The organism is Burkholderia sp. ABCPW 111, assembly GCF_000773065.1.
Lineage (GTDB): Bacteria > Pseudomonadota > Gammaproteobacteria > Burkholderiales > Burkholderiaceae > Burkholderia > Burkholderia savannae.
The window spans coordinates 42,750-65,224 of record NZ_JPWT01000071.1 but is presented as its reverse complement, the minus strand read 5'-3'; the positions used below and the strand labels follow the sequence as shown (position 1 = coordinate 65,224).

At 68.1% G+C, this 22,475-nt stretch carries 18 protein-coding genes; 3 read left to right on the top strand and 15 right to left on the bottom strand.

The window, feature by feature from the left end; genetic code table 11:
* The first annotated feature begins 271 nt into the window (after positions 1–271).
* Complete coding sequence (gene serB / locus X946_RS16040; protein WP_038749250.1) at positions 272–1,117, top strand: phosphoserine phosphatase SerB; 846 nt, start codon at positions 272–274, stop codon at positions 1,115–1,117.
* Positions 1,118–1,433: 316 nt separating this feature from the next.
* On the opposite strand, the gene X946_RS16035 is transcribed toward serB, so the two are convergent.
* The 12 genes from X946_RS16035 to X946_RS15975 all read right to left on the bottom strand — a co-directional run bounded on the left by X946_RS16035 (position 1,434) and on the right by X946_RS15975 (position 15,259).
* Entirely contained in the window at positions 1,434–2,618 is a 1,185-nt protein-coding gene (locus tag X946_RS16035; protein ID WP_038749248.1) for a cystathionine beta-lyase, read from the bottom strand.
* Between the two features lie 265 nt (positions 2,619–2,883).
* The gene (locus tag X946_RS16030; RefSeq protein ID WP_038749245.1) at positions 2,884–3,486 is read right to left on the bottom strand and encodes a hypothetical protein; all 603 of its coding nucleotides are present in this window, start codon (positions 3,484–3,486) and stop codon (positions 2,884–2,886) included.
* A gap of 16 nt (positions 3,487–3,502) precedes the next feature.
* Positions 3,503–4,687: a beta-ketothiolase BktB gene (bktB, locus tag X946_RS16025; protein ID WP_038749243.1), complete on the bottom strand. Its 1,185-nt coding sequence runs from the start codon at positions 4,685–4,687 to the stop codon at positions 3,503–3,505.
* A 148-nt stretch (positions 4,688–4,835) separates the two neighbouring features.
* Positions 4,836–5,762: a sugar kinase gene (locus X946_RS16020; RefSeq protein WP_038749240.1), complete on the bottom strand. Its 927-nt coding sequence runs from the start codon at positions 5,760–5,762 to the stop codon at positions 4,836–4,838.
* Between the two features lie 2 nt (positions 5,763–5,764).
* The gene (rimO, locus tag X946_RS16015; protein WP_081989637.1) at positions 5,765–7,156 is read right to left on the bottom strand and encodes a 30S ribosomal protein S12 methylthiotransferase RimO; all 1,392 of its coding nucleotides are present in this window, start codon (positions 7,154–7,156) and stop codon (positions 5,765–5,767) included.
* A 185-nt stretch (positions 7,157–7,341) separates the two neighbouring features.
* Entirely contained in the window at positions 7,342–7,653 is a 312-nt protein-coding gene (locus tag X946_RS16010) for a DMT family transporter (protein WP_268811007.1), read from the bottom strand.
* A gap of 377 nt (positions 7,654–8,030) precedes the next feature.
* Positions 8,031–8,603 (bottom strand): polyhydroxyalkanoate synthesis repressor PhaR, encoded by a 573-nt coding sequence (gene phaR, locus X946_RS16005; protein WP_038749232.1) that lies wholly within the window; start codon positions 8,601–8,603, stop codon positions 8,031–8,033.
* Between the two features lie 136 nt (positions 8,604–8,739).
* Positions 8,740–9,480: a 3-ketoacyl-ACP reductase gene (locus tag X946_RS16000; protein ID WP_038749229.1), complete on the bottom strand. Its 741-nt coding sequence runs from the start codon at positions 9,478–9,480 to the stop codon at positions 8,740–8,742.
* Between the two features lie 125 nt (positions 9,481–9,605).
* On the bottom strand, positions 9,606–10,787 hold the full coding sequence (locus tag X946_RS15995; RefSeq protein ID WP_038749226.1) for an acetyl-CoA C-acetyltransferase: 1,182 nt from the start codon (positions 10,785–10,787) through the stop codon (positions 9,606–9,608).
* A gap of 96 nt (positions 10,788–10,883) precedes the next feature.
* Positions 10,884–12,692 carry a class I poly(R)-hydroxyalkanoic acid synthase gene (gene phaC, locus X946_RS15990; RefSeq protein ID WP_038749223.1) on the bottom strand — a complete coding sequence of 603 codons (1,809 nt, stop codon included), beginning with the start codon at positions 12,690–12,692 and terminating at the stop codon, positions 10,884–10,886.
* 515 nt (positions 12,693–13,207) lie between these two features.
* Positions 13,208–14,065, bottom strand: coding sequence for a peptidoglycan editing factor PgeF (pgeF, locus tag X946_RS15980; protein WP_038749218.1), 858 nt, complete (start codon positions 14,063–14,065; stop codon positions 13,208–13,210).
* Between the two features lie 6 nt (positions 14,066–14,071).
* Positions 14,072–15,259 carry an RluA family pseudouridine synthase gene (locus X946_RS15975; RefSeq protein ID WP_038749215.1) on the bottom strand — a complete coding sequence of 396 codons (1,188 nt, stop codon included), beginning with the start codon at positions 15,257–15,259 and terminating at the stop codon, positions 14,072–14,074.
* A 53-nt stretch (positions 15,260–15,312) separates the two neighbouring features.
* Here X946_RS15975 and X946_RS15970 point away from each other — a divergent pair, with 53 nt between their 5' ends.
* Entirely contained in the window at positions 15,313–16,137 is an 825-nt protein-coding gene (locus X946_RS15970) for an outer membrane protein assembly factor BamD (protein ID WP_038749213.1), read from the top strand.
* Positions 16,138–16,339: 202 nt separating this feature from the next.
* Here X946_RS15970 and X946_RS15965 read toward each other — a convergent pair whose 3' ends face one another.
* The 3 genes from X946_RS15965 to X946_RS15955 all read right to left on the bottom strand — a co-directional run bounded on the left by X946_RS15965 (position 16,340) and on the right by X946_RS15955 (position 19,729).
* On the bottom strand, positions 16,340–18,595 hold the full coding sequence (locus tag X946_RS15965) for an ATP-dependent DNA helicase (protein WP_038749210.1): 2,256 nt from the start codon (positions 18,593–18,595) through the stop codon (positions 16,340–16,342).
* A 59-nt stretch (positions 18,596–18,654) separates the two neighbouring features.
* Positions 18,655–18,870 (bottom strand): YdcH family protein, encoded by a 216-nt coding sequence (locus tag X946_RS15960; protein ID WP_038749262.1) that lies wholly within the window; start codon positions 18,868–18,870, stop codon positions 18,655–18,657.
* A 109-nt stretch (positions 18,871–18,979) separates the two neighbouring features.
* The gene (locus X946_RS15955; RefSeq protein WP_038749207.1) at positions 18,980–19,729 is read right to left on the bottom strand and encodes a hypothetical protein; all 750 of its coding nucleotides are present in this window, start codon (positions 19,727–19,729) and stop codon (positions 18,980–18,982) included.
* A 140-nt stretch (positions 19,730–19,869) separates the two neighbouring features.
* Between X946_RS15955 and X946_RS15950 the strand changes: the two genes are divergently transcribed.
* A complete protein-coding gene (locus tag X946_RS15950) occupies positions 19,870–22,203 on the top strand; it encodes a Tex family protein (protein ID WP_038749205.1) in 2,334 nt (777 codons plus the stop codon).
* Positions 22,204–22,475: the final 272 nt, after the last annotated feature.

Sequence of the window (22,475 nt, the reverse complement as noted above, 5' to 3'; positions counted from 1 at the left end):
GAGAACCGAGAACCGAGAACCGAGAACCGAGAACCGAGAACCGAGAACCGAGAACCGAGAACCGAGAACCGAGAACCGAGAACCGAGAACCGAGAACGCCCCGCGTTCGGCGAGCGTCGCCCCCGCCGTCGCATTCGCGGCGGCGCGGCCCGGAGCGCCCGAGCCCGCCTTCCGCCGTTCGTCCGCGGCCGGCCCTCCGCAAGCGGCTACAATAACGGGTTCGCCGAATCGATGTCGTCGGCCCCGTGATCCGCTCCACCGTGACACTTCCATGACCACGAATCTCGTCATTCAAAGCACCGCGCCGCTTTCCGACGCGCATCACAAGCCGCTCACCGCGCTCGCGCGCGGCACGCGCGCCGTTCCGCTCGACGCGCAGGCGATCCGCATCGAGGGCGCCGATCCCGCGCAGCGCGCCGACATCGACGCGTACTGCGACGCGCACGCGCTCGACTACGCATTCGTCGACGCGACCCGCAAGCTCGCCGACTTCGGCCTCGTCGCGATGGACATGGATTCGACGCTGATCACGATCGAGTGCATCGACGAGATCGCCGACTTCTGCGGCCTGAAAGCCGAAGTCTCGGCGATCACCGAGGCGGCGATGCGCGGCGAGATCAAGGATTTCAACGAGAGCCTGACGCGCCGCGTCGCGCTGCTGGCGGGCCTCGACGCGAGCGCGCTCGAGCGCGTCTACGACGAGCGGCTGCGGCTGTCGCCGGGCGCCGAGGCAATGCTCGCGGGCGTGAAGGCGGCGGGCCTGAAGACGCTGCTCGTGTCGGGCGGCTTCACGTTCTTCACCGAACGCCTGAAGGCGCGGCTCGGCCTCGACTACGCGCGATCGAACACGCTCGAGATCGTCGACGGCAAGCTCACGGGCAAGGTTGTCGGCGAGATCGTCAACGCGGACGTGAAGGCGCGCGCGGTGCGCGAGACGTGCGCCGCGCTCGACATCGCGCCCGCGCGCGCGATCGTTCTCGGCGACGGGTCGAACGACCTGAAGATGATGGCGACAGGCGGCTTCTCGATCGCGTTTCGCGCGAAGCCCGTCGTGCGCGGCGCGGCGAGCGCGGCGTTCGATCACGTCGGGCTCGACGGGCTGCTGCGGCTCTTCTGAAGCCCGCGGCCCGTTCGAGCCGCAACGCCGAGCGTACGTCGTCGCCTCGCGCCCCACCAGTCGCACGCTCCGTCAACGAAAAACGGCGCTGAGGGCCTTTGCCCCAGCGCCGTTTTCGTTCGACTCATTGTCGACATCCATGCCGGCTTCGATACCGACCGCAATGCCGACAACCACGCGGCCGCACACGGAACTCCGCGGCTGACGCCGCACGGCCCTCGCGCGTGCGCGTCGGCCTCCGCTGCTCCGCCGTCCGATTCCGCCCGCCTCGGCCCGCCTCGGCCCGCCTCGGCCCGTCTCTGCCCGTCTCCGCCCGTTACGCGAGCGCCGCGGCGAATGCGCGCTCGATGTCCGCGCGCAGATCGGCTTCGTCCTCGAGACCGACGTAGAAGCGCACCAGCGTGCCGCGATGCGGCCACGCCGTCGTGCGCATCGATTGCACGTCGTACGGCATCGCAAGGCTGCACGCGCCGCCCCAGCTCCAGCCGATCGCGAACAGCTCGAGCGCCTCGACGAAGCGATCCACCTGCGCGGCGCCGTAGCGTTCGTCGAGCACGACCGAGAACAGTCCGCCCGCGCCCGTGAAGTCGCGCATGAACGCATCGTGCCCCGGGCAATCGGGCAGTTGCGGATGCAGCACCGTCGCGATCTCCGGGCGCGTCTTCAGCCAGCGCGCGAGCGACAGCGCGCTGCGGCTGTGCGCGTCGAAGCGCGCCTGCATGCTCGGCAGGCCGCGCAGCACGAGCGAACAGTCGTCGGCCGACACGCCGATCCCGAGCCGCATCCGCGCGAGCTTGAGCTTTGCGTTCAGCTCGTCGTCGGCGGTGATCGTCGCGCCCATCAGCACGTCGCTGCCGCCGGATTGATATTTCGTCAGCGCCTGCACCGAGATGTCGACGCCGTGCTCGAACGGCTTGAACGCGAGGCCCGCCGAATACGTGTTGTCGATTGCCGTGACGATGCCGCGCGTGCGCGCGGCCGCCGTGATCGCACGCACGTCGGGCACTTCCATCGTCACCGAGCCGGGCGCCTCGATCCAGATAAGGCGCGTGTTCGGCAGGATCAGATCGGCGATTCCCGCGCCGATCATCGGATCATAAAAACGCGCGGTGATGCCGAAATCCTTCGCGAACCATTTGCCGAAATCGCCGTTCGGGCCGTACGCGTTGTCCGGAATCAGCACGTCGTCGCCTTCCTTGACGAGGCCGAAGTACACGTTCGTGATCGCCGAAAGCCCCGACGGCTGCAGCAGCGCGTGCGCGCCGCCTTCGATCTGCGCGAGCCGCTGCGCGAGCGCGAGCGACGTCGGCGTCGCATGCAGGCCGTAGCGCCATTGGCCGTCCTTGCGCCAGTCGAGGTTGCGCATCGTCGCGAGATCGGGGAACACGACCGTCGACGCCCGCGCGACCGGCACGACGAACGATTCGAAACCGGCGGGAATGCGGTCGTCCGGCTGGACGACGCGAGTCTGCAGCGCGCGCTTGGGAGTGAATGCGGTCATGACTGGGAAAGCTCGATGCAAAACGAGCCTGAAATGATTGGAATCCGGCTAGCTTAGCCGGATTCCGTGCGTTTGGCCCGGTACAGTCGGCGCGGCCGCGACCGTGCCGGCGAAGGCTCCGGGCCGGCCGCAGCCGAACGATCCCACGCGAAGCAGCGCGGCCGGGAGGTCGAGTGAAGGCAAAACCGGGGCCGGGAGCCCTCGCCTCAATCGGCGGACGGCCGGATTCGGCTGCCACGCTTTATCCAGCCGCGGTCGTCGTTCGTTACTCCGCGGTCCGCACGTTGCTCACGCCGCCGACCGACTGCCCATGGGCGCCCGCCTGCGGCGCGGCGGCGCCGGCCGACGCGGGCTGCGCGGCCGCCGCATGTTGCGGCGCCGACGCGCCGCCCGACGGATGCAGCACGACGGGCAGCGGGTCCGACTGGTCCGCGTTCATCCGGTCGGCCGACAAGCCGCCCGACGGATCGAAGCGGCCAATCCATACGCCCGTGATGTTCGTGCCGTCGTCCGACTCCTCGATTTCGAGCGTGTCGCCGTCTCGGTCGCCCGCGAGCAGGACGACCGCGCCCGTATCGAGATACTGACACTCGCCATGCACGCCCGGCTCGTCCGTCTTCGGCCCGAGGCGCACGACGATCGGCCGGCCGCCGAGCGTCCCTTCGTAGCGCGGCAGCCGCGCATACGCCGGATTCGGCTTGAGCGGCGCGGCGGGCGGCGGCGCGTCCGCCGACGCCGCGACGGGCGCATCGGACGCGCCTGCGGAAGCCGCCGCAGGCTGAGGTTGAGACTGCGCGAACGCGAGCCCCGCCGCCGTCGCGAACGCGGCGGCGAGCGCCGCGCCGCGGATTCCGGTGATCAGCTTCAACTGCGCGGCCCTCTCGTTACAGACGCTCGAACACCGCGGCGATGCCCTGGCCGCCGCCGATGCACATCGTCACGAGCGCGTAGCGCCCGCCGATGCGTTGCAGCTCGTACAGCGCTTTCACCGTGATGAGCGCGCCCGTCGCGCCGATCGGGTGGCCGAGCGAGATGCCCGAGCCGTTCGGGTTGACCTTCGCCGGATCGAGACCGAGCTCGTTCGACACCGCGCACGCCTGCGCGGCGAACGCCTCGTTCGCCTCGATCACGTCGAGATCGGCGACCGTGATCCCCGCGCGCTCGAGCGCCTTTCGCGTCGCAGGCACGGGGCCGATGCCCATGTACGCCGGATCGACGCCCGCATGCGCATACGAGACGAGGCGCGCGAGCGGCTTCGCGCCGCGCCGCTCGGCCGCGCCGCGCTCCATCAGCACGACGGCCGCGGCCGCATCGTTGATGCCCGATGCATTGCCCGCCGTCACCGTGCCGTTTTCCTTCGCGAACACGGGCTTGAGCTTCGAGAAATCGTCGAGCGACGCATCGTGGCGCACGTGCTCGTCGGCGTCGAACACGACGGTGCCCTTGCGCGACGCAATCTCGATCGGCAGGATCTGATCCTTGAAGTAGCCGGATTTCGTCGCGTGCGACGCGCGCCGGTGCGACTCGAGCGCGAGCGCGTCCTGCGCGTCGCGCGTGATCCCGTACTTCGCCGCGACGTTCTCGGCCGTCACGCCCATGTGGACCGATTGGAACGGATCGTTGAGCGCGCCGATCATCATGTCGACGAGCTTCGCGTCGCCCATGCGCTGGCCGAAGCGCGCGGCCGGCACCGAGTACGGCGCGCGGCTCATGTTCTCCGCGCCGCCCGCGACCGCGATGTCCGCGTCACCGAGCAGCACGCTCTGCGCGGCCGACACGATCGCCTGCAGGCCCGAGCCGCACAGCCGGTTGACGGTCAGCGCGGGCGCGTGCTGCGCGACGCCGCCGTTGATCGCCGCGACGCGCGCGATATACATGTCCTTCGGTTCCGTGTGCACGACATTGCCGAACACGACGTGCCCGACCTCGTCGCCCGACACTTGCGCGCGCGACAGCACTTCGCGCACGACCCGCGCGCCGAGCTCGGTCGGCGAGAAATCCTTCAGGCTGCCGCCGAAATCGCCGATCGCGGTGCGTACGCCGCTCACCACCACTACTTCGCGTTGCATCGTTGCCTCCCTTTCTTCTCTTGATGAAAACCGATGGAGCGCGCGGCCCGCGCCGCACGCGTCACGTATTCGAATCGTGCATTCGCATCACGCATCTTCGCGTCACGCACCGGATACACGCATCCTTCGCGCGCCCTTCATGCACCCTTCACGCACCCAATAGCCGCTCGACCGCATCGCGCGACGGAATCGGCGCGACCGCGCCGAAGCCCAGCGTCGACAGCGCGGCCGCCGCGTTCGCGTAGCGCGCGGCCGAGAACGGATCGTCGCCCGCGACGAGCCGCGCGACGAACGCGCCGCCGAAGCAGTCGCCGGCTCCCGTCGCGTCGGCCGCGTCCACGACGAAGCCCGGCACGACGCGCCGCTCGTCGGGCGTCGCGACATACGCGCCTTCGCGGCCGAGCTTCAGCGCGACGACGCTCGGCCCGAAGCCGAGCAGCGCATCGATGATCGCGTCGCGCTCGTCGAGCCCCGTGAGCGCCGTCACGTCGTCCCAGCTCGGCAGACAGACGTCCGTGTGACGCAGCGCCTCGCGCATCACCGCGCGCGCGCGCGGCAGCGGCCAGAGCTTCAGGCGCAGGTTCGTGTCGAAGCTCACGCGCGCGCCGTTCGCACGCGCATGCTCGATCGCGGCGAACGCCGCGTCGCACGCGCTCGCGCTGATCGCGAGACTCACGCCCGACAGATGGACGACGCGCGCGGCCGCGAGCGCGTCGAGCGGCAGATCGCGAACCGCGTAGCGGCTTGCGGCCGAGCCCGCTCGCAGATAGTCGAACGCGTGGCCGTGCTCGCCGTGCGACACGAAATAGACGCCCGTCGGCGCGCCGCCGTCGATCCGCACATGCGACGTATCGACGTGCTCGCGGCGCCACAGATCGAGCAGCAGCCGGCCGAAATGATCGTCGCCGACCGCGGACACGAAGCCCGCTCGCGCGCCCTGCCGCGCGGCAGCGATGCAGAAGTTCGACGTATCGCCGCCGAAGCCCTGCAGGTAGTTCGGCTCGCCCGGCCGCGCCTGATTGAATTCGACCATCGCCTCGCCGAGCGCGAGCACGTCGGGAAACGTCGCCGGCATCGTCAGACCTCGCCCCACAGATCGTGGCCGTCCGCGCCCGTGATCTTCACCGACACGAAATCGCCGACCTTGTAGCGCTTGGACGCCTTCGTCGCCGGCTCCACGTAGACGACGCCGTCGATCTCCGGCGCGTCGGCCGCGGTGCGCCCGATGCCGCCTTCGTCGTTGACCTCGTCGATCAGCACCTTGAGCGTCTTGCCGACCTTGCGCTCGATGCGCGCGGCCGACACCGCCTCGGCGACTTCCATGAAGCGCGCGCGGCGCTCCTCGCGCACGTCGTCGGGCAGCGCGCCGTCGAGCTCGTTCGCGCTCGCGCCCTCGACCGGAGAATACGCGAAGCAGCCGACGCGATCGAGCTCCGCCTCGCGAATGAAGTCGAGGAGCGTCTCGAATTGCGCTTCGGTCTCGCCGGGAAAGCCCGCGATGAACGTGCTGCGAATCGTCAGATCCGGGCAGATCTCGCGCCACTTCTGCACACGCTCGAGCACCTTCTCCGCGTTCGCGGGGCGCTTCATCCGCTTCAGCACGTCCGGATGCGCGTGCTGGAACGGCACGTCGAGATACGGCAGCACATGGCCCTTGAACGGGCCTTGCGCCATCATCGGAATGATCTCGTCGACGTGCGGATACGGATAGACGTAGTGCAGACGCACCCACGCGCCGTACTGCGCGGCGAGCTCGCCGAGCGCGCCGACGAGCTCGGTCATCCGCGTCTTGATCGGCCGGCCGTTCCAGAAGCCCGTGCGGTACTTGACGTCGACGCCGTACGCGCTCGTGTCCTGCGAGATCACGAGCAGCTCCTTCACGCCGGACTTGAAGAGATTCTCGGCTTCGAGCATCACTTCGGCGACGGGCCGCGACACGAGATCGCCGCGCATCGACGGGATGATGCAGAACGTGCAGCGATGATTGCAGCCTTCGGAGATCTTCAGATATGCGTAGTGGCGCGGCGTGAGCTTGATGCCCGCGGGCGGCACGAGATCGACGAACGGATCGTGCGGCTTCGGCAAATGGCTGTGCACGACCTGCATCACCTCGCCGACCGCATGCGGGCCCGTGACGGCGAGCACCTTCGGATGCACTTCCTCGATGAGACCGGAGCCGCTCGCGCTCTTCTTCGCGCCGAGACAGCCGGTGACGATCACCTTGCCGTTCTCGGCGAGCGCTTCGCCGATCGCGTCGAGGCTTTCCTGGACCGCTTCGTCGATGAAGCCGCAGGTGTTGACGACGACGAGATCCGCGCCGTCGTAGGTGCCGGAGATCTCGTAGCCTTCCGCGCGCAGTTGCGTGATGATCTGCTCGGAGTCGACAAGGGCTTTCGGGCAGCCGAGCGAAACCATACCTACCTTGGGCGCGGCATGCGGCTTACCGCTTGATTTCAATGAATTTTCCAACTATCGCTTCCATGCGTGAGGGGACGGCGTGCGCCGGCGGCGCGCCTTGGGTTTGCCGACATTTTACCCTCCGCGCGGCGACGTTCCTTCACGGACGCGCACCCGGCGCCCGGCGCGCCGCATCTCGCGCTCCGATCGGCCGTTTCCGCGCTCGCGGCCGCCCGGCGCGCCGCTTCGGAGCGGCGTCACGACGGCACTTTCTGACTCAAATTCAGAAGCACCACGCCGGCCACGATGAAAGCCATGCCGGACCATTTCGCGAGCGACGCCCCCTCGTCGACAATCGCGATGCCGACCAACGCCGTCAACGCGGTCCCCGCGCCGGCCCAGACCGCATACGCGATGCCGATCTCGAGCTGCTTGGTGGCGAGCCCCATCAGCCAGATCGCCCCGGCGTAGCATGCGCCCATCGCAATCGTAAACGGCAGACGCGCGAGGCCCGCCGACAGCTTCAGGAAAATGGTGCCGCACACTTCGGACAAGATGGACAGAACCAACAGGTGCCACGGGCTCGCGAGCGTTCACCGGCAATCAGGACGAGTCCCTGCGAAGAGAAACCAACAGGCTTCGCGCAGCGACGCACACGGCCCGGCACCCGGCGCCAATGCCGCCGCCCGTGACGCCGATGCATACGTCCCCAAAAAGAAACGACGCCTCGCAGGCGCCATTTCTTCTTTTACGCGATCGCGATGTCCGTTCGATGACGCGCGCCAAGCCGCAAGCTCGGCGGCCGCGCGCGCCCTGGACGCACTCAGCCGACCTTGCGCCGACGCCCCCCCCCAAGCCGCTCCGCGGCCGACGACGCGCCGATCGCCGCGACCGAGCCGTGCGCCCCCGCCGCAATCGCGTTCGATCGCTGCGACAAACGCCGCGCTTACTTCTTCTCGGGCTCGCTGCCCGGCGGCGTCGCCGGCTTGAACGGGAACGAGCTGAACATCGTCTTCGCCTGGTTCTGCATCTGCTCCTGCATTTGCACGAACATGTTCTTCGACTGCTCGATGTAGCTCGTCATCATTCCTTGCATCATCGGCGCCTGCATGTTCATGAACTGCGACCAGACCTCGGGATTCATCGCATTGTTCTCGTACAGGCTCTTCGACTGATCGGCGAGCTTGCTCTGGATGTCGATGAACGCCTGGATGTTCTTCTCCAGGTACGTGCCCATCATCCCCTGCATCGCATGTCCGTAGAACCGGATGATCTGCGACAGCATCGACGACGAGAACATCGGCACGCCGCCGCTTTCCTCTTCGAGGATGATCTGCAGCAGGATGCTGCGGGTCAGGTCTTCGTTGCTCTTCGCATCGATGACCTTGAAATCCTCCTGGCCGAGCACGAGCTGCTTCACGTCGGTCAACGTAATGTACGTGCTCGTCTCCGTATCGTACAAACGGCGGTTCGGATACTTCTTGATCAGCCGTTCGCCAGTTTTCTTTGTAGTAGTCATGTAACGCCTTTGAGCGCCTGATGCGCGCAGTGACGGCGCCCGGCGCCGCACGCGGGCGCGGCCGCGCGCGGAACCGGGCGTTCCCGGAACATCCGACCCATGGGCCCGGACGGCACATGCCGCCCGGCTCCATGGCTCAGCCCATATGCAAGCCGCCGTTCAGCGAGAAATCGGCGCCCGTCGCGAAACCGGACTCCTCCGACGCGAGCCACGCGACGATCGAGCCGATCTCGTCGGGCGAGCCGAGACGGCGCACCGGAATCGTCGCGACGATCTTCTCGAGCACGTCCGGGCGGATCGCCTTCACCATGTCCGTGCCGATATAGCCCGGCGACACCGTGTTGACCGTCACGCCCTTCGTCGCGACTTCCTGCGCGAGCGACATCGTGAAGCCGTGAATGCCCGCCTTCGCGGTCGAGTAGTTCGTCTGGCCGAACTGCCCTTTCTGGCCGTTCACCGACGAGATGTTGATGATGCGCCCCCAGCCGCGCTCGACCATCCCGTCGATCACCTGCTTCGTGACGTTGAAGAGGCTCGTCAGGTTCGTGTCGATCACGGCCGTCCAGTCTTCGCGCGTCATCTTGCGGAACACGACGTCGCGCGTGATGCCCGCGTTGTTGACGAGCACGTCGACCTCGCCGATCTCGGCCTTCACCTTGTCGAACGCCAGCTTCGTCGAATCCCAGTCGCCGACGTTGCCTTCGGACGCATAGAAATCGAAGCCGAGCGCCTTCTGGTCCTCGAGCCACTTCACGCGGCGCGGCGAATTCGGGCCGCAGCCCGCGGCCACCTTGAAGCCGTCCTTGTGCAGACGCTGGCAGATGCTCGTGCCGATGCCGCCCATTCCGCCCGTTACGTAAGCAATTCGCTGAGACATAACCTTTACTCCATTATCGTTTTGAGAAGCGCCGAGCGGCAACTTCTCCGTCGCCCGCCTGCCAATCCGCCTGTTCTCCGAGCCGAACCTGTCGGCGCGGCCCGGCCGATTGCCTCTGATTCGCGTTACGGACGCTCGAGCGCGAGCGCGACGCCCATCCCGCCGCCGATGCAAAGCGACGCGAGGCCGCGTTTCGCATCGCGCTTTTGCATTTCGTGCAGCAACGTGACGAGAATCCGGCAGCCCGACGCGCCGATCGGATGGCCGATCGCGATCGCGCCGCCGTTCACGTTGACCTTCGACGTGTCCCAGCCCATCTGCTTATGGACCGCGAGCGCCTGCGCGGCGAACGCCTCGTTGATCTCCAGCAGATCGAGGTCGCCGACCGACCAGCCCGCGCGCTCGAGACAGCGGCGCGACGCCGGCACGGGGCCCATGCCCATCACGCTCGGATCGACGCCCGCGTTCGCGTACGCCTTGATCCGCGCGAGCGGCGCAAGGCCCAGCGACTCCGCCTTCTTCGCCGACATCACGAGCACCGCGGCCGCGCCGTCGTTGATGCCGGACGCGTTCGCGGCCGTCACCGTGCCGTCCTTCGTGAACGCGGGCTTGAGCGTCGCGAGCGACTCGGCCGTCACGCCGTGGCGCACGAATTCGTCGGTCGCGAAGCGAAGCGGCTCGCCCTTTCTCTGCGGAATCTCGATCGGCACGATCTCGTCGTCGAAACGGCCCGCCTTCTGCGCGGCTTCCGCCTTGTTCTGCGACAGCGCGGCGAACTGGTCCTGCTGCTCGCGCGTGATGCCGTGCTCCTTCGCGACGTTCTCCGCCGTGATGCCCATGTGGTACTTGTTGTAGACGTCCCACAGGCCATCGACGATCATGCTGTCGACGAGCTTCGCATCGCCCATCCGGAAGCCGTCGCGCGAGCCCGGCAGCACGTGCGGCGCGGCGCTCATGTTCTCCTGGCCGCCCGCGACGACGATCTCCGCGTCGCCCGCGACGATCGCGTTCGCGGCAAGCATCACGGCCTTCAGGCCCGAGCCGCACACCTTGTTGATCGTCATGCCGGGCACCGCGGTCGGCAGGCCCGCCGCGATCAGCGCCTGGCGCGCCGGATTCTGGCCCGAGCCCGCCGTCAGCACCTGGCCCAGGATCACTTCGCCGACCTGCTCGGGCTTCACGCCCGCGCGCTCGAGCACCGCGCGGATCACGGTCGCGCCGAGCTCCGGCGCGGCGATCTTCGCGAGCGAGCCGCCGAACTTGCCGACCGCGGTGCGCGCGGCCGATACGATCACTACGTCAGTCATTTCACTATCCTCCGAGCGAACGCGGCACGGCGCGCCGCGTGTCGCCCTGTTAAAAGTCGGTAGCGACGGAAAGCGTGCTCCGCCTTCCGCCGTTCGTCAATCGCGTTGCATCACATAGCGGCCGGGCGCGGGCTCGATCACAGGGAAGTGCGCGGAGCCGAGCTGCGCGCGCGGCTTCACCTTGCGGCCGCCGTACTGATCGAGCCACTCGATCCACACGGGCCACCAGCTGCCCGGATGTTCGGTCGCCGCGTCGAGCCAGTCGTTCGCCGATTCCGGCAGCGCCTTCGCGCTTGCGTCGTAGCTCCAGTAGCTGCGCTTCTTTTTCGCGGGCGGGTTGATCACGCCCGCGATGTGGCCCGACGCGCCGAGCACGAACTTGAGCGGGCCCGTGAGCAGCGACGTCGATTCGTACGCGGTCTGCCACGGCACGATGTGATCCTCGCGCGAGCCGTAGATGAACGTCGGCACGTCGATCCTCGACAGATCGACGGGCTCGCCGCACACGACGAGCGCGTCCGGCTCGCGCAGCTTGTTCTCGAGATAGGTGTTTCGCAAGTACCACGCGTACATCGGGCCCGGCAAGCTCGTCGAATCGCTGTTCCAGTAGAGCAGATCGAACGGCGCCGGCGTGCGTCCCTTCAGGTAGTTGTCGACGACGTAGTTCCAGACGAGATCGTTCGGCCGCAGGAACGAGAACGTGTTCGCGAACTCGACGCCGCGCATGAGCCCCGGCGGCGTGCCGTTCTTGCCGCCGATCGTTTGCTCGCGCATTTGCACGTGCGCTTCGTCGACGAACACGTCGAGGATGCCCGTGTCGGAGAAGTCGAGCATCGCGGTGAGGAGCGTCATCGACGCGGCCGGATGCTCGCCGCGCGAGGCGAGCACCGCGAGCGCCGTCGCCAGCATCGTGCCGCCGACGCAGAAGCCGAGCGTGTTGATCTGCTCGCGCCCGCTCACCTGCTGGACGGCGTCGATCGCGGCGAGGAGCCCCTCGTCCATGTAGTCGTCCCAGCTCTTGTGCGCGACCGATGCGTCCGCGTTGCGCCACGACACCAGGAAAACCTGATGGCCGCACGACAGCGCATGCGCGACGAGCGAATTCTCAGGCTGCAGATCGAGGATGTAGAACTTGTTGATGCAAGGCGGCACGATGAGAAGCGGCCGCTCGAAGACGGTCGCCGTCGTCGGCTTGTACTGGATCAGCTGGATCAGATCGTTCTCGTAGACGACCGCGCCTTCCGTCACCGCGAGATTCTTGCCGACGACGAACTGAGTTTCGTCCGTCTGCGAGATCTTGCCTCGCTGCATGTCGGCGAGCAGGTTCTTCATCCCGAGCCGCAGGCTCTCGCCTTGCGTCTCGACGAGATTCTTCTGCGCTTCAGGATTGAGCGCGAGGAAGTTGCTCGGCGCCGCGGCGGCCGTCCATTGCTGGACCGCGAAGCGGATTCGCTCGCGCGTCTTCGGATCGGTCTCGAGCGCGTCGGCGAGCTCTTGCAGATAGCGCGCGTTCAGCAGATACCATGCGGCTGCGAACGCATGCGCGGGCGACGCCTTCCACGCGTCCGAGCTGAAACGCCGGTCCTTGAGATCGGGAACGGTCGGCGTCGCGGCCGTCGCCTGCTGGATCAGCGCGAGACTATCGCGCGAATAGTCGGCCTGAAGCGTCTGCAGCCGCGCGGGCGGCACCGACGCGACGGGCGCGAGCCCCGCGAAAGATGCGGACGCGCCCGACCAGTCCGGCATCGGCGGCATCTGCGGCATGGCCGGCATCGCGAACGGGAACGGCTGAGACGGCTGGAACACCGCGAACGGCGGCTGTGCGGGCGCGCCGCCGGCGGCCGCGCGGGCCGGGTCCGCGAAGCTGCGCCACGCGCCGATCCAGGACTCGAACATCTGTTGCATGGGCTGGGTCGCCGATCCGGCTGTCTCGCGACCCTGGGAAGTATCCGTATGAGAGGACGTCGACGATTTTTTCGATGCTGTCATACCTGCCTTAACGGTGGTTCCTCGGTGGTTCCTCGGTGTTTCCTCGGTATTGCCTGCGGGGACCCTGGAAATCCTGCTCGAGCCGCATGAAGTCGACCACCCACTGCGCCCCGTCCGGCCGGGCGTCGCGTTCCGGAGCGTTCCTCCAGATTCTGCCGCAGTGCAGTAGTTTTATCATTATCGTTTTCCCCATGTGATCCGTCACCTCCGACAACACATGCTTCACCGACCGGAATAATTGTTGCGAAACGCGCGATGCGATGCGCGGCGCGGCGGGGATGCCAGGCCGAATCGGCCGGCGAGAGTCTAAGCGATTTCGATGACAGCAATCGCACGAAGCAGCGCAGCAATCGGCGCCCGGCGGCACGGCGAAAATATCGCTCCCGCTCGTTCCCGATCGTCAACAAAGGGCCGCGCGCAACCGGCGGCCGTCAATCGGCGAGCCAGATCATCGCGGCCATTCGTCCCGTCACGCGATCGCGTCGATACGAATAGAAGCGCTCACGCTCGGTCGCCGTGCACGCGGTGCCGCCGCTCACGCGCGTGACGCCCGCGCGCGCGAGACGCAGACGCGCGAGCGCGTAGAGATCCGCCAGATATTTGCCGGGCGCGTCCGCGCGCGGCGCGAATGCGCGCTCGGTCGCCGCGTAATCGGCGAGCGGCGCCGCGTCGAGAAAGGCCGAGCGCACGTCGGCGCCGACTTCGAAAGCGCTCGGGCCGATCGCCGGGCCGAGATACGCGTGCAGGCCGTCGAGGCCGCCGCCCGCCAGTGCCGCAACGCGCTCGGCCGTCTTCTCGACGATCCCCCCGACGAGTCCGCGCCAGCCCGCATGCGCGGCGCCGACCGCCCGGCCCGCGTCGTCGCACAGCAGCACCGGCAAGCAATCGGCGACCATCACGACGCAAACGGCGCCCGGCGCCGTCGCAACGCTCGCGTCCGCGCGTACGACGCGCTCGGCTTCGCCCTCGCCCGCGCCGCCCGCGCTCGCGGCGAGCACGTCCTCGGCGCGCACGACGTCCGTGCCGTGGACCTGCTCGAGCCACGCGGCGCGCGACCGGCCGGTCAGCGCGAGCAGCCGCGCGCGGTTCATCTCGACATGCGCGGGATCGTCGCCCGTGTGCCGGCCGAGATTCATCCCGCCCGCGACCTCGCCGCCGCCGCCCCAACCACCATAAGGCGGCTCGCTCACGCCGCCGTTGCGCGTCGAGACGAGCGCTCGCACGCGCGGGGGCGCGTGCCAGTCGGGTTGCACGCAATCGGCGAGCGTCAGGGGTCGCAACATCGTCATCGGGAATCAATCCTCATCGTCGCCGGCATGCGGGATGCCGTCATCGTAACCTTCGTCATAGACCGCGTCGTCGTCGCCGAATTCCGCGTCGTCCGCACCGAAGCCGAGCGCGTCGACGAGCGCCGCGAGATCGGCCGGCAGCGGCGCGCGCCATTGCATCGTCCGGCCGCTCGCGGGATGCACGAGGCCGAGCCGCCAAGCGTGCAGCGCCTGCCGCGCGAAGCCGCCCGGCAGCGGCGCGACCGAGCGCTTGCCGCGCGCGCGGCCGTACACGGGATCGCCGAGGAGCGGATGCCCGACGTGCGCGCAATGCACGCGAATCTGGTGCGTGCGCCCGGTCTCGAGATCGCAATGGATCGCCGACACCGGCTGGCGCTCCCACATCGTCGTGTCGACCGTACGGAAATGCGTGCGCGCCGGCTTGCCCGCCGCCCCCGTGACGACCGCCATCCGCGTGCGTTCGCGCGGGTCGCGGCCGATCGGCGCGTCGATCGTGCCCTCGTCGGGCATCTGCCCCCACGCGAGCGCGAAATAGCGGCGCTTCACCGTGCGCGCCTGCAATTGGCGGATCAGGTCGGTCTGCGCGGCGAGCGTGCGCGCGACGACCATCAGGCCCGACGTTTCCTTGTCGAGCCGGTGCACGATGCCCGCGCGCGGCAGGCCCGCCGCATCGGCATAGCGGTGCAGCAGGCCGTTGAGCAGCGTGCCGCTCCAGTTGCCGGCGGCCGGATGCACGACGAGCCCGGCCGGCTTGTCTACGACGACGAGCGTGTCGTCCTCGTAGACGATCGAAAGCGGCACCGGCTCCGGCGCGAACGCGAGTTGCTCGGGCAGCAGGTCGGGCAAGAGCTCGATCGTCGCGCCGAGCGGCACGGGCTGCCGGATCTTCGCGTGCGCGCCGTCGACGCGCACGCGCTCCGATTCGATCCACTGCTGCAGGCGGCTGCGCGAAAACTCGGGGAAGAGCTGCGCGAGCGCCTTGTCGAGGCGCTCGCCCGCGAGCGCGGGCGGCACCTCGATCACGCGCGGCGCATCGGCGCCGGAATCGGCGCTCGCGGGCGCGACGAGCGCGTCGCTCGTCAGATCATCGTCGAGCGAATCGCCGGCAGAAGCATCGGTGGGGCTGACGCTTGGGCTATAATCGTCGCGGTTTGACTTGCCCGCACGGGCATTCAACGAACTTGAACGGGTCATTTAGACTGGGTCACTTGAGACTTGAAGCTAGGACAATGCGAGCCCTATTCACCATGATGCATTCGACCAAACGCGTCGCGAAACCTGCGGCCGCCTGGGCCGCGCTGGCCGCTGCGGCGGCGCTCGTCGCGGGCTGCCACGGCTTGCCGCAGAAGACCGACGAGACGGCGACCTGGTCGAACAACAAATTATACTCAGAGGCTCAGGATGCATTGACGGGCGGCGACTGGGGCAAGTGCGCGAAATACTTCGAAGCGCTGCAGGGCCGCGATCCGTTCGGCCATTTCGCGCAGCAGGCGCAGATCAACGTCGCGTACTGCAACTGGAAGGACAACGAAGCAGCCGCGGCCGACCAGGCAATCGACCGCTTCATCCAGCTGCACCCGGATCACCCGGATATCGCGTACGCGTACTATCTGAAGGGGATGATCCACTTCAACGACGACCTCGGTCTCTTCGGCCGCTTCTCCGGCCAGGACATGAGCGAGCGCGATCCGCAGGCGCTGCGCGAATCGTATGACGCATTCAAGCTCGTCGTCGACCGCTATCCGAAGAGCAAGTATGCGCCGGACGCGGCCGCGCGGATGCGCTACATCGTCAACGCGCTCGCGTCGCACGAAGTGCACGCGGCCGATTACTACTACCGGCGCGGCGCTTACGTCGCGGCGATCAACCGCGCGCAACTCGCGATCAGGGAATACAAGAACGCGCCCGCGATCGAGGATGCGCTGCACATCATGATGCTGTCGTACGCGAAGCTGAACCAGACGCAGCTCGCCGACGACACGAAGCGCGTGCTCGCGTCGACGTTCCCGGACAGCCCGTACGTGACCGGTCATGCTCGGCCGGGCGCGAAGAAATCGTGGTGGCAGTTCTGAGCTGAGCGTCGCGCATTACGCAGCTGACCGCAGTTGACGGACGCTGCCAAAAGAAAACCCGGCCTGTCGAGCCGGGTTTTCTTTTTTTGAGGCGTTCTCGCGCGTTTAGCACACGCCGCGAGCAGCGCGGCGCGGCCGCACTGCTCGCCGATCGCCCCGCACATCCCGTGCCGCCGCCGCAAACGGCGCGCGTGCGGCGCGCTCAAGCCTGCTCGGGCTCGCGCCGCTCGGCGAAGAACTCGCGGACGACGTCGATCTCGCGCGTGCGCTTGAAGGGCGGCAGGCTCTGCCAGATGCGCCGGCCGTACGGCTTGTCGACGAGGCGCGTGTCGCAGATCATCAGCACGCCGCGATCCGTCTCCGCACGAATCAAGCGGCCCGCGCCCTGCTTCAGCGTGATGACGGCCTGCGGCAGTTGGTGGGCGGCGAACGGGCTCAATCCCTTTTTCGTCAGCGCGTCGAGCCGCGCGGCGAGCACCGGATCGTCGGGCGGCGCGAACGGCAGCTTGTCGATCACGACGAGCGACAGCGCGTCGCCGCGCACGTCGACGCCTTCCCAGAAGCTCTGGCTGCCGACGAGAATCGCATTGCCGTACGCGCGGAACCGGTCGAGCAGCTCGGTGCGGCTTGCGTCGCCCTGCACGAGGAGCGGCGTGCCCCAGCCGCGCGCGTCGATCGTATCGCGCAGCTTCGTCGCGATCCGGTCGACCGCGCGCAGCGTCGTGCACAGCACGAACACACCGCCGCCCGACGCCTCGATCGCCGGCAGCGCGGCGTCGAACACCGCGTCGGTGAATGCGGGCGACGACGGCTGCGGCAAGTTCCGCGGCACGTACAGGAGCCCTTGCGTTTGATAGTCGAACGGGCTCGGCAGCGTCATCGAGCGGCGCGCGTTGAGGCCCATCTGCGCCGCGTAATGCGTGAAATCGCCACGCACCGACAGCGTCGCCGACGTGAAGATCCACGCGCGCGGCACGCCCGCGCGCTGTTTCGCGAAGATCGGCGCGACGGACAGCGGCGTTTCGTGCAACTGGACCGTGTGCGCGAATACCTCGACCCAGCGCACCTTCTCGTTCGGATCGCCGTGCTCGCCCGCCTGAGCTCCGGCTTGCGCATCGGCTGCGTCCTCCTTCGCGCCGGGCGCGACCCAGCCCGCGAGCAGATCCTGCAGCTCGCGCGCGCGGCGCTCGCATGCGGCGATCGACTCGGCGCGCTCCGCTTGTCCCGCGAGCGCGGTCGACAGCGCGCCGAGCGCCACGTCGAGCGCGTCGAGCGCGCCAAAGAGCGGATGGCCGTCACCCAGCTGCGCGAGCGACATCCGCACGATGCCGTCGTCGGCGAACGCAAGCCGCAAGTCGCGCGCCGCACGCTCGAGCGCGCCGCCGAGCTTCACCCATTCCACCGCGTCACGCGCATGCGCAAGACCTTCGACCACCGAGTCGCGCGCGAGCTCGAGCAGCTGCGTCGTCGACAGCGTCTCGCCGAAAAAGAGCGTCGCGGTCTCGGGCAGTTGATGCGCCTCGTCGAAGATGATCGTGTTCGCGCTCGGCAGCAACTCGGCCATCCCGGTGTCGCGCAGCATGATGTCCGCGAAGAACAGGTGGTGATTGACGACGACGACGTCCGCCTGCTGCGCCTCGCGGCGCGCCTGCATCACGAAGCAATCCTTGTAATGCGGGCATTCCTGGCCGAGGCAGTTGTCGCGCGTCGACGTGACCATCGACCACACGGGCGACGTCTCCGGCACGCTCGCGAGCTCGGCCTTGTCGCCGCTCTTCGTGATCTTCGCGAAGCGGATGATGTCCTGCAGGTAGGCGGTGTCCTGCCGCGACGGCAGGCGGCCGTTGTCGGCCGTGCGCTGCAGGTAGTAATGGCACAGATAGTTTGCGCGCCCCTTGAGCATCGCGACCGTCACGGGCACCGCGAGCGCATCGCGCACCGTCGGGATGTCGCGCAGGAACAGCTGATCCTGCAAGTGCTTCGTGCCCGTCGACACGATGACCTTGCCGCCCCAGAGCATCGCCGGGACGAGGTATGCATAGGTCTTGCCGGTGCCCGTGCCCGCCTCGACGATCAGCGTGTTGTCGCCGTTGTCGGCACCTTCGCCGTCGGGCAATGCGGCGGGCGCGTCGTCGCGGCCGGCGGAAGCGCCCTCCTGCAGGCGTCGCGCGGGACGCTTGCGCGTCTCGAAGATCTCGGGCTCCGGCATCAGCTTACCCGACGCCTCCATCGCGGCCGCGACGGCGCGCGCCATGTCGATCTGCGACGCGCGCGGACGATAGCTGTCGAGCGCGCGCGCGAAGAGGCCGCCGTCGCCGAAGATCGCGTCGAGCTCGTCGATACGCTTCACGCTCGGCGTATACGCGCCCGTCGCCGCCACGGCGCCGGACGTGCGGGCGCGCGCGGCGGACGATTCGTCGCGCCGCGCGTCGGGATTGACATCAAGCGGTGAATTCAAGGCAAGCGGTTCCTAGTATCCGGCGCTTGCCGCGGCGCCGGCGCTTGCCAGGCCGCGCGTCAAGCGCGCTTATCCGGTTCGAGCTGCGACTGCAGCATGATGATCTTGTCTTTGGCGAGCAGCTTTTCCTTCTTCAGCCGGTGCAGCGCCAGGTCGTCGATGTCGGACCGGCCCTCCTTCTGCTCGATCTCGCGGGCAAGCTGCCTGTGCAGCTCCTGCAACGACGTCAGTCGGTTGTACAGTTCCTGTTGAGTTTCCGCCGAACGGGTTTGCATACTCGCCTCCTCACTGAATCGGCATGCCGGCCGAGCCGCCCGCATGCCCGAGATTGCCTTGCGAAACCACCACCCAACGCTACCGCGTCACTTCCCCTGCTGCTAACCGTTACTGCTGCTGTTGTTGCTTCTGCTTCGCCTTCTCGGCGGCTTGTCGCTGGCGCTCCTCGACGTCCGCCTTGTGCTGCGCCGCGTCACGCTGCTTCTGTTCGTAGCGCTCGGCGTTCCCCGCACGCTGCTGCGCATCCTTCGCCGCCTGCGCGTGCGCCGCGTCGAGCTTGCGCTGAAACTCGGCCTGCTTCGCGTCGTAGGCCTTCTGGTTCGCCGCGCGCTGCGGCGCCTGCGCGTCGCGCTCCGCGCGCTTCAGCGCGTTTTGCTGCTGCTTGCCTTCATAAGCCGCCGCATTCGCCGCTTCGTCGGCCGCGCGCCGCGGCGCTTGCGCCTGCCGCTGCGCATCCTTCAGCGCCAGTTGCCGGTCGCGCTCCTGCGCGCGCACCGCACGCTGTTCGTCGTCGAGCGCGAGTTGCTCCTGGCTGATGCTCGCGCGCTCCGCGCGCACCGTCTCGCGCGCCTTGTTCAAGCAGCGATTGACGAAAAACGCGCTGTAGCAATCGTGCTGGGCCACCGCATAACGATAATCGTTTTCCGTCGTGCGTTGATTGAGCACTTTTTGACGCGCGTCGAAATTCGCTTGCGCGGCGAACGTATCCGCATCGGACGCAGCGGCGGCCGGCGCCGCAGCGGACGTCTGCGCGACGCCGGCGACGGGCGCGCAGGACAGCGTCGCCGCAAGCGCCACGGCGAACGCGACAATGGAAAATCGGGAAGTAGGCAACGTCGTAGGAAAGCTGCGGATCATGGGCCAAATTCTAACACCCGCGGCTAGACCCTTTCGCATTTATGGCAAAATGCCCCGCTCCATTCACCCGCCAGGGCCGGCCCGAGGGCGCAGTCGGCCGGACCGGGCGATTTCAGCAGGCAGTAGACGCACATCACGACATGACGGAAACCGTAGCACTCAAGATCGTACAGCGCATCGCCGACGAACTGGCGGTTCAGCCCAGGCAGGTCGCCGCAGCGGTGCAACTCCTCGACGAAGGCTCCACCGTTCCGTTCATCGCCCGCTACCGGAAGGAGGTCACGGGCAACCTGGACGACACGCAACTGCGCCAGCTCGAAGAGCGCCTCCTGTATCTGCGCGAGCTCGAAGAGCGGCGCGCGACGATCGTCGCGAGCATCGACGAGCAAGGCAAGCTGACCGACGAGCTGCGCGCGGCGATCGAGGCGGCCGACAGCAAGCAAACGCTCGAGGATCTGTACCTGCCGTACAAGCCGAAGCGCCGCACGCGCGCGCAGATCGCCCGCGAAGCCGGGCTCGAGCCGCTCGCGCAGGCGCTCCTCGCGAATCCTCTGCTCGATCCGCAAACGGAAGCCGCCGCGTACGTGAACGCGGACAACGGCGTCGCCGACGTGAAGGCGGCGCTCGACGGCGCGCGCGACATCCTGTCCGAGCAATTCGGCGAGACGGCGGAACTGCTCGGCAAGCTGCGCGACTACCTGTTCGAGCGCGGCGTCGTGTCGTCGGCCGTCGTCGAGGGCAAGGAAGGCGAGGAAGGCGAGAAATTCCGCGACTACTACGACTACTCGGAAACCATCAAGACCGTGCCGTCGCACCGTGCGCTCGCGCTGTTCCGCGGCCGCAACGCCGGCGTGCTGACCGTCAAGCTCGGCCTCGGCGACGAGCTCGACGCGCAGGTGCCGCACCCCGGCGAGGCGATGATCGCGCGCCATTTCGGCATCGCGAACCAGAACCGGCCGGCCGACAAGTGGCTGTCCGACGTGTGCCGCTGGTGCTGGCGCGTGAAGGTGCAGCCGCACATCGAGACCGAGCTGCTCACGCAACTGCGCGAGAACGCCGAGCATGAAGCGATCCGCGTGTTCGCACGCAACCTGAAGGATCTGCTGCTCGCCGCGCCCGCGGGCCCGAAGGCCGTGATCGGTCTCGACCCGGGTCTGCGCACGGGCGTGAAGGTCGCGGTCGTCGATCGCACGGGCAAGCTGCTCGCGACCGACACGATCTACCCGCACGAGCCGCGCCGCGACTGGGACGGCTCGATCGCGAAGCTCGCGCGCATCGCCGCGCACACGCAGGCCGAGCTCGTCAGCATCGGCAACGGCACCGCGTCGCGCGAGACCGACAAGCTCGCGAGCGAGCTGATCGCACGGCATCCGGAGCTCAAGCTGCAGAAGATCGTCGTGTCCGAGGCGGGCGCGTCCGTCTACTCGGCATCGGAGCTGGCCGCGAAGGAATTCCCCGAGCTCGACGTGTCGCTGCGCGGCGCCGTGTCGATCGCGCGCCGGCTGCAGGACCCGCTCGCCGAGCTCGTGAAGATCGAGCCGAAGGCGATCGGCGTCGGCCAATACCAGCACGACGTGAACCAGCGCGAGCTCGCGCGTTCGCTCGACGCGGTCGTCGAGGACTGCGTGAACGCGGTCGGCGTCGATGCGAACACCGCGTCGGCCGCGCTGCTTGCGCGCGTGTCGGGCCTCAATGCGACGCTTGCGCGCAACATCGTCGACTACCGCGACGCGAACGGCCCGTTCCCGTCGCGCGAGCACCTGCGCCGCGTGCCGCGCCTCGGCGACAAGACATTCGAGCAGGCCGCCGGCTTCCTGCGCATCAACGGCGGCGAGAATCCGCTCGACCGCTCGTCGGTGCACCCGGAAGCGTACCCCGTCGTCGAGCGGATGCTCGCGAAGATCAGCAAGCGCATCGACGACGTGCTCGGCAGCCGCGAAGCGCTCGCGGGCCTGTCGCCCGCCGAATTCGTCGACGACCGTTTCGGGCTGCCGACCGTGCGCGACATTCTGTCCGAACTCGAGAAGCCGGGCCGCGATCCGCGCCCCGAATTCAAGACCGCGACGTTCCGCGAAGGCGTCGAGAAGGTGTCGGATCTCGCGCCGGGCATGGTGCTCGAAGGCGTCGTGACGAACGTCGCGGCGTTCGGCGCGTTCGTCGACGTCGGCGTGCATCAGGACGGCCTCGTCCACGTGTCCGCGATGTCGACGAAATTCGTCAAGGACCCTCACGAAGTCGTGAAGGCGGGCCAGGTCGTCAAGGTGAAGGTGCTCGATGTCGACGTGAAGCGGCAGCGGATTTCGCTCACGATGCGCCTCGACGACGACGCGGCGCCGAGCGCCGCCGGCAGCCGCGGCGGCGCGGAGCGCGGCGGAATGCGCAGTGGCGGCGGCGCCCGCCCGCAGCGCACGCGCGAGCCGGAACCGGCGGGCGCGATGGCCGCCGCGTTCGCAAAACTCAAGCAGCAGCGTTGAGCGCGACGCGCCGGCAACGAAAAAGCCCGCAGCGATGCGGGCTTTTTTTACGCCCGCGGCGTCGCGCGGCCCCCGCGACCATTCACGGCAGCCGGCTCGCGCGACCGACGTCCGCTCGCGGGTTTCGGCTTCCGAAAAGCGAACGCAACCCGGTTTCCGGCGGCGACTCTCGTTCGCCGCCTCGTTCGCGCCAGGGTCGGTTGTCGATCATTCGAAAGTCGACGGCACGATACGCAGCAAATCTGGAGCAGACCGGCGCACACGCCGCACAG

What these genes read in the sequence shown, in the direction of transcription:
- serB (WP_038749250.1), top strand. Translation starts at nt 272, where the DNA reads ATGACCACGAATCTCGTCATTCAAAGCACCGCGCCGCTTTCCGACGCG.
- X946_RS16035 (WP_038749248.1), bottom strand. Translation starts at nt 2,618, where the DNA reads ATGACCGCATTCACTCCCAAGCGCGCGCTGCAGACTCGCGTCGTCCAG.
- bktB (WP_038749243.1), bottom strand. Translation starts at nt 4,687, where the DNA reads ATGCAACGCGAAGTAGTGGTGGTGAGCGGCGTACGCACCGCGATCGGC.
- X946_RS16020 (WP_038749240.1), bottom strand. Translation starts at nt 5,762, where the DNA reads ATGCCGGCGACGTTTCCCGACGTGCTCGCGCTCGGCGAGGCGATGGTC.
- phaR (WP_038749232.1), bottom strand. Translation starts at nt 8,603, where the DNA reads ATGACTACTACAAAGAAAACTGGCGAACGGCTGATCAAGAAGTATCCG.
- X946_RS16000 (WP_038749229.1), bottom strand. Translation starts at nt 9,480, where the DNA reads ATGTCTCAGCGAATTGCTTACGTAACGGGCGGAATGGGCGGCATCGGC.
- X946_RS15995 (WP_038749226.1), bottom strand. Translation starts at nt 10,787, where the DNA reads ATGACTGACGTAGTGATCGTATCGGCCGCGCGCACCGCGGTCGGCAAG.
- phaC (WP_038749223.1), bottom strand. Translation starts at nt 12,692, where the DNA reads ATGCAACAGATGTTCGAGTCCTGGATCGGCGCGTGGCGCAGCTTCGCG.
- pgeF (WP_038749218.1), bottom strand. Translation starts at nt 14,065, where the DNA reads ATGACGATGTTGCGACCCCTGACGCTCGCCGATTGCGTGCAACCCGAC.
- X946_RS15975 (WP_038749215.1), bottom strand. Translation starts at nt 15,259, where the DNA reads ATGACCCGTTCAAGTTCGTTGAATGCCCGTGCGGGCAAGTCAAACCGC.
- X946_RS15970 (WP_038749213.1), top strand. Translation starts at nt 15,313, where the DNA reads ATGATGCATTCGACCAAACGCGTCGCGAAACCTGCGGCCGCCTGGGCC.
- X946_RS15960 (WP_038749262.1), bottom strand. Translation starts at nt 18,870, where the DNA reads ATGCAAACCCGTTCGGCGGAAACTCAACAGGAACTGTACAACCGACTG.
- X946_RS15955 (WP_038749207.1), bottom strand. Translation starts at nt 19,729, where the DNA reads ATGATCCGCAGCTTTCCTACGACGTTGCCTACTTCCCGATTTTCCATT.
- X946_RS15950 (WP_038749205.1), top strand. Translation starts at nt 19,870, where the DNA reads ATGACGGAAACCGTAGCACTCAAGATCGTACAGCGCATCGCCGACGAA.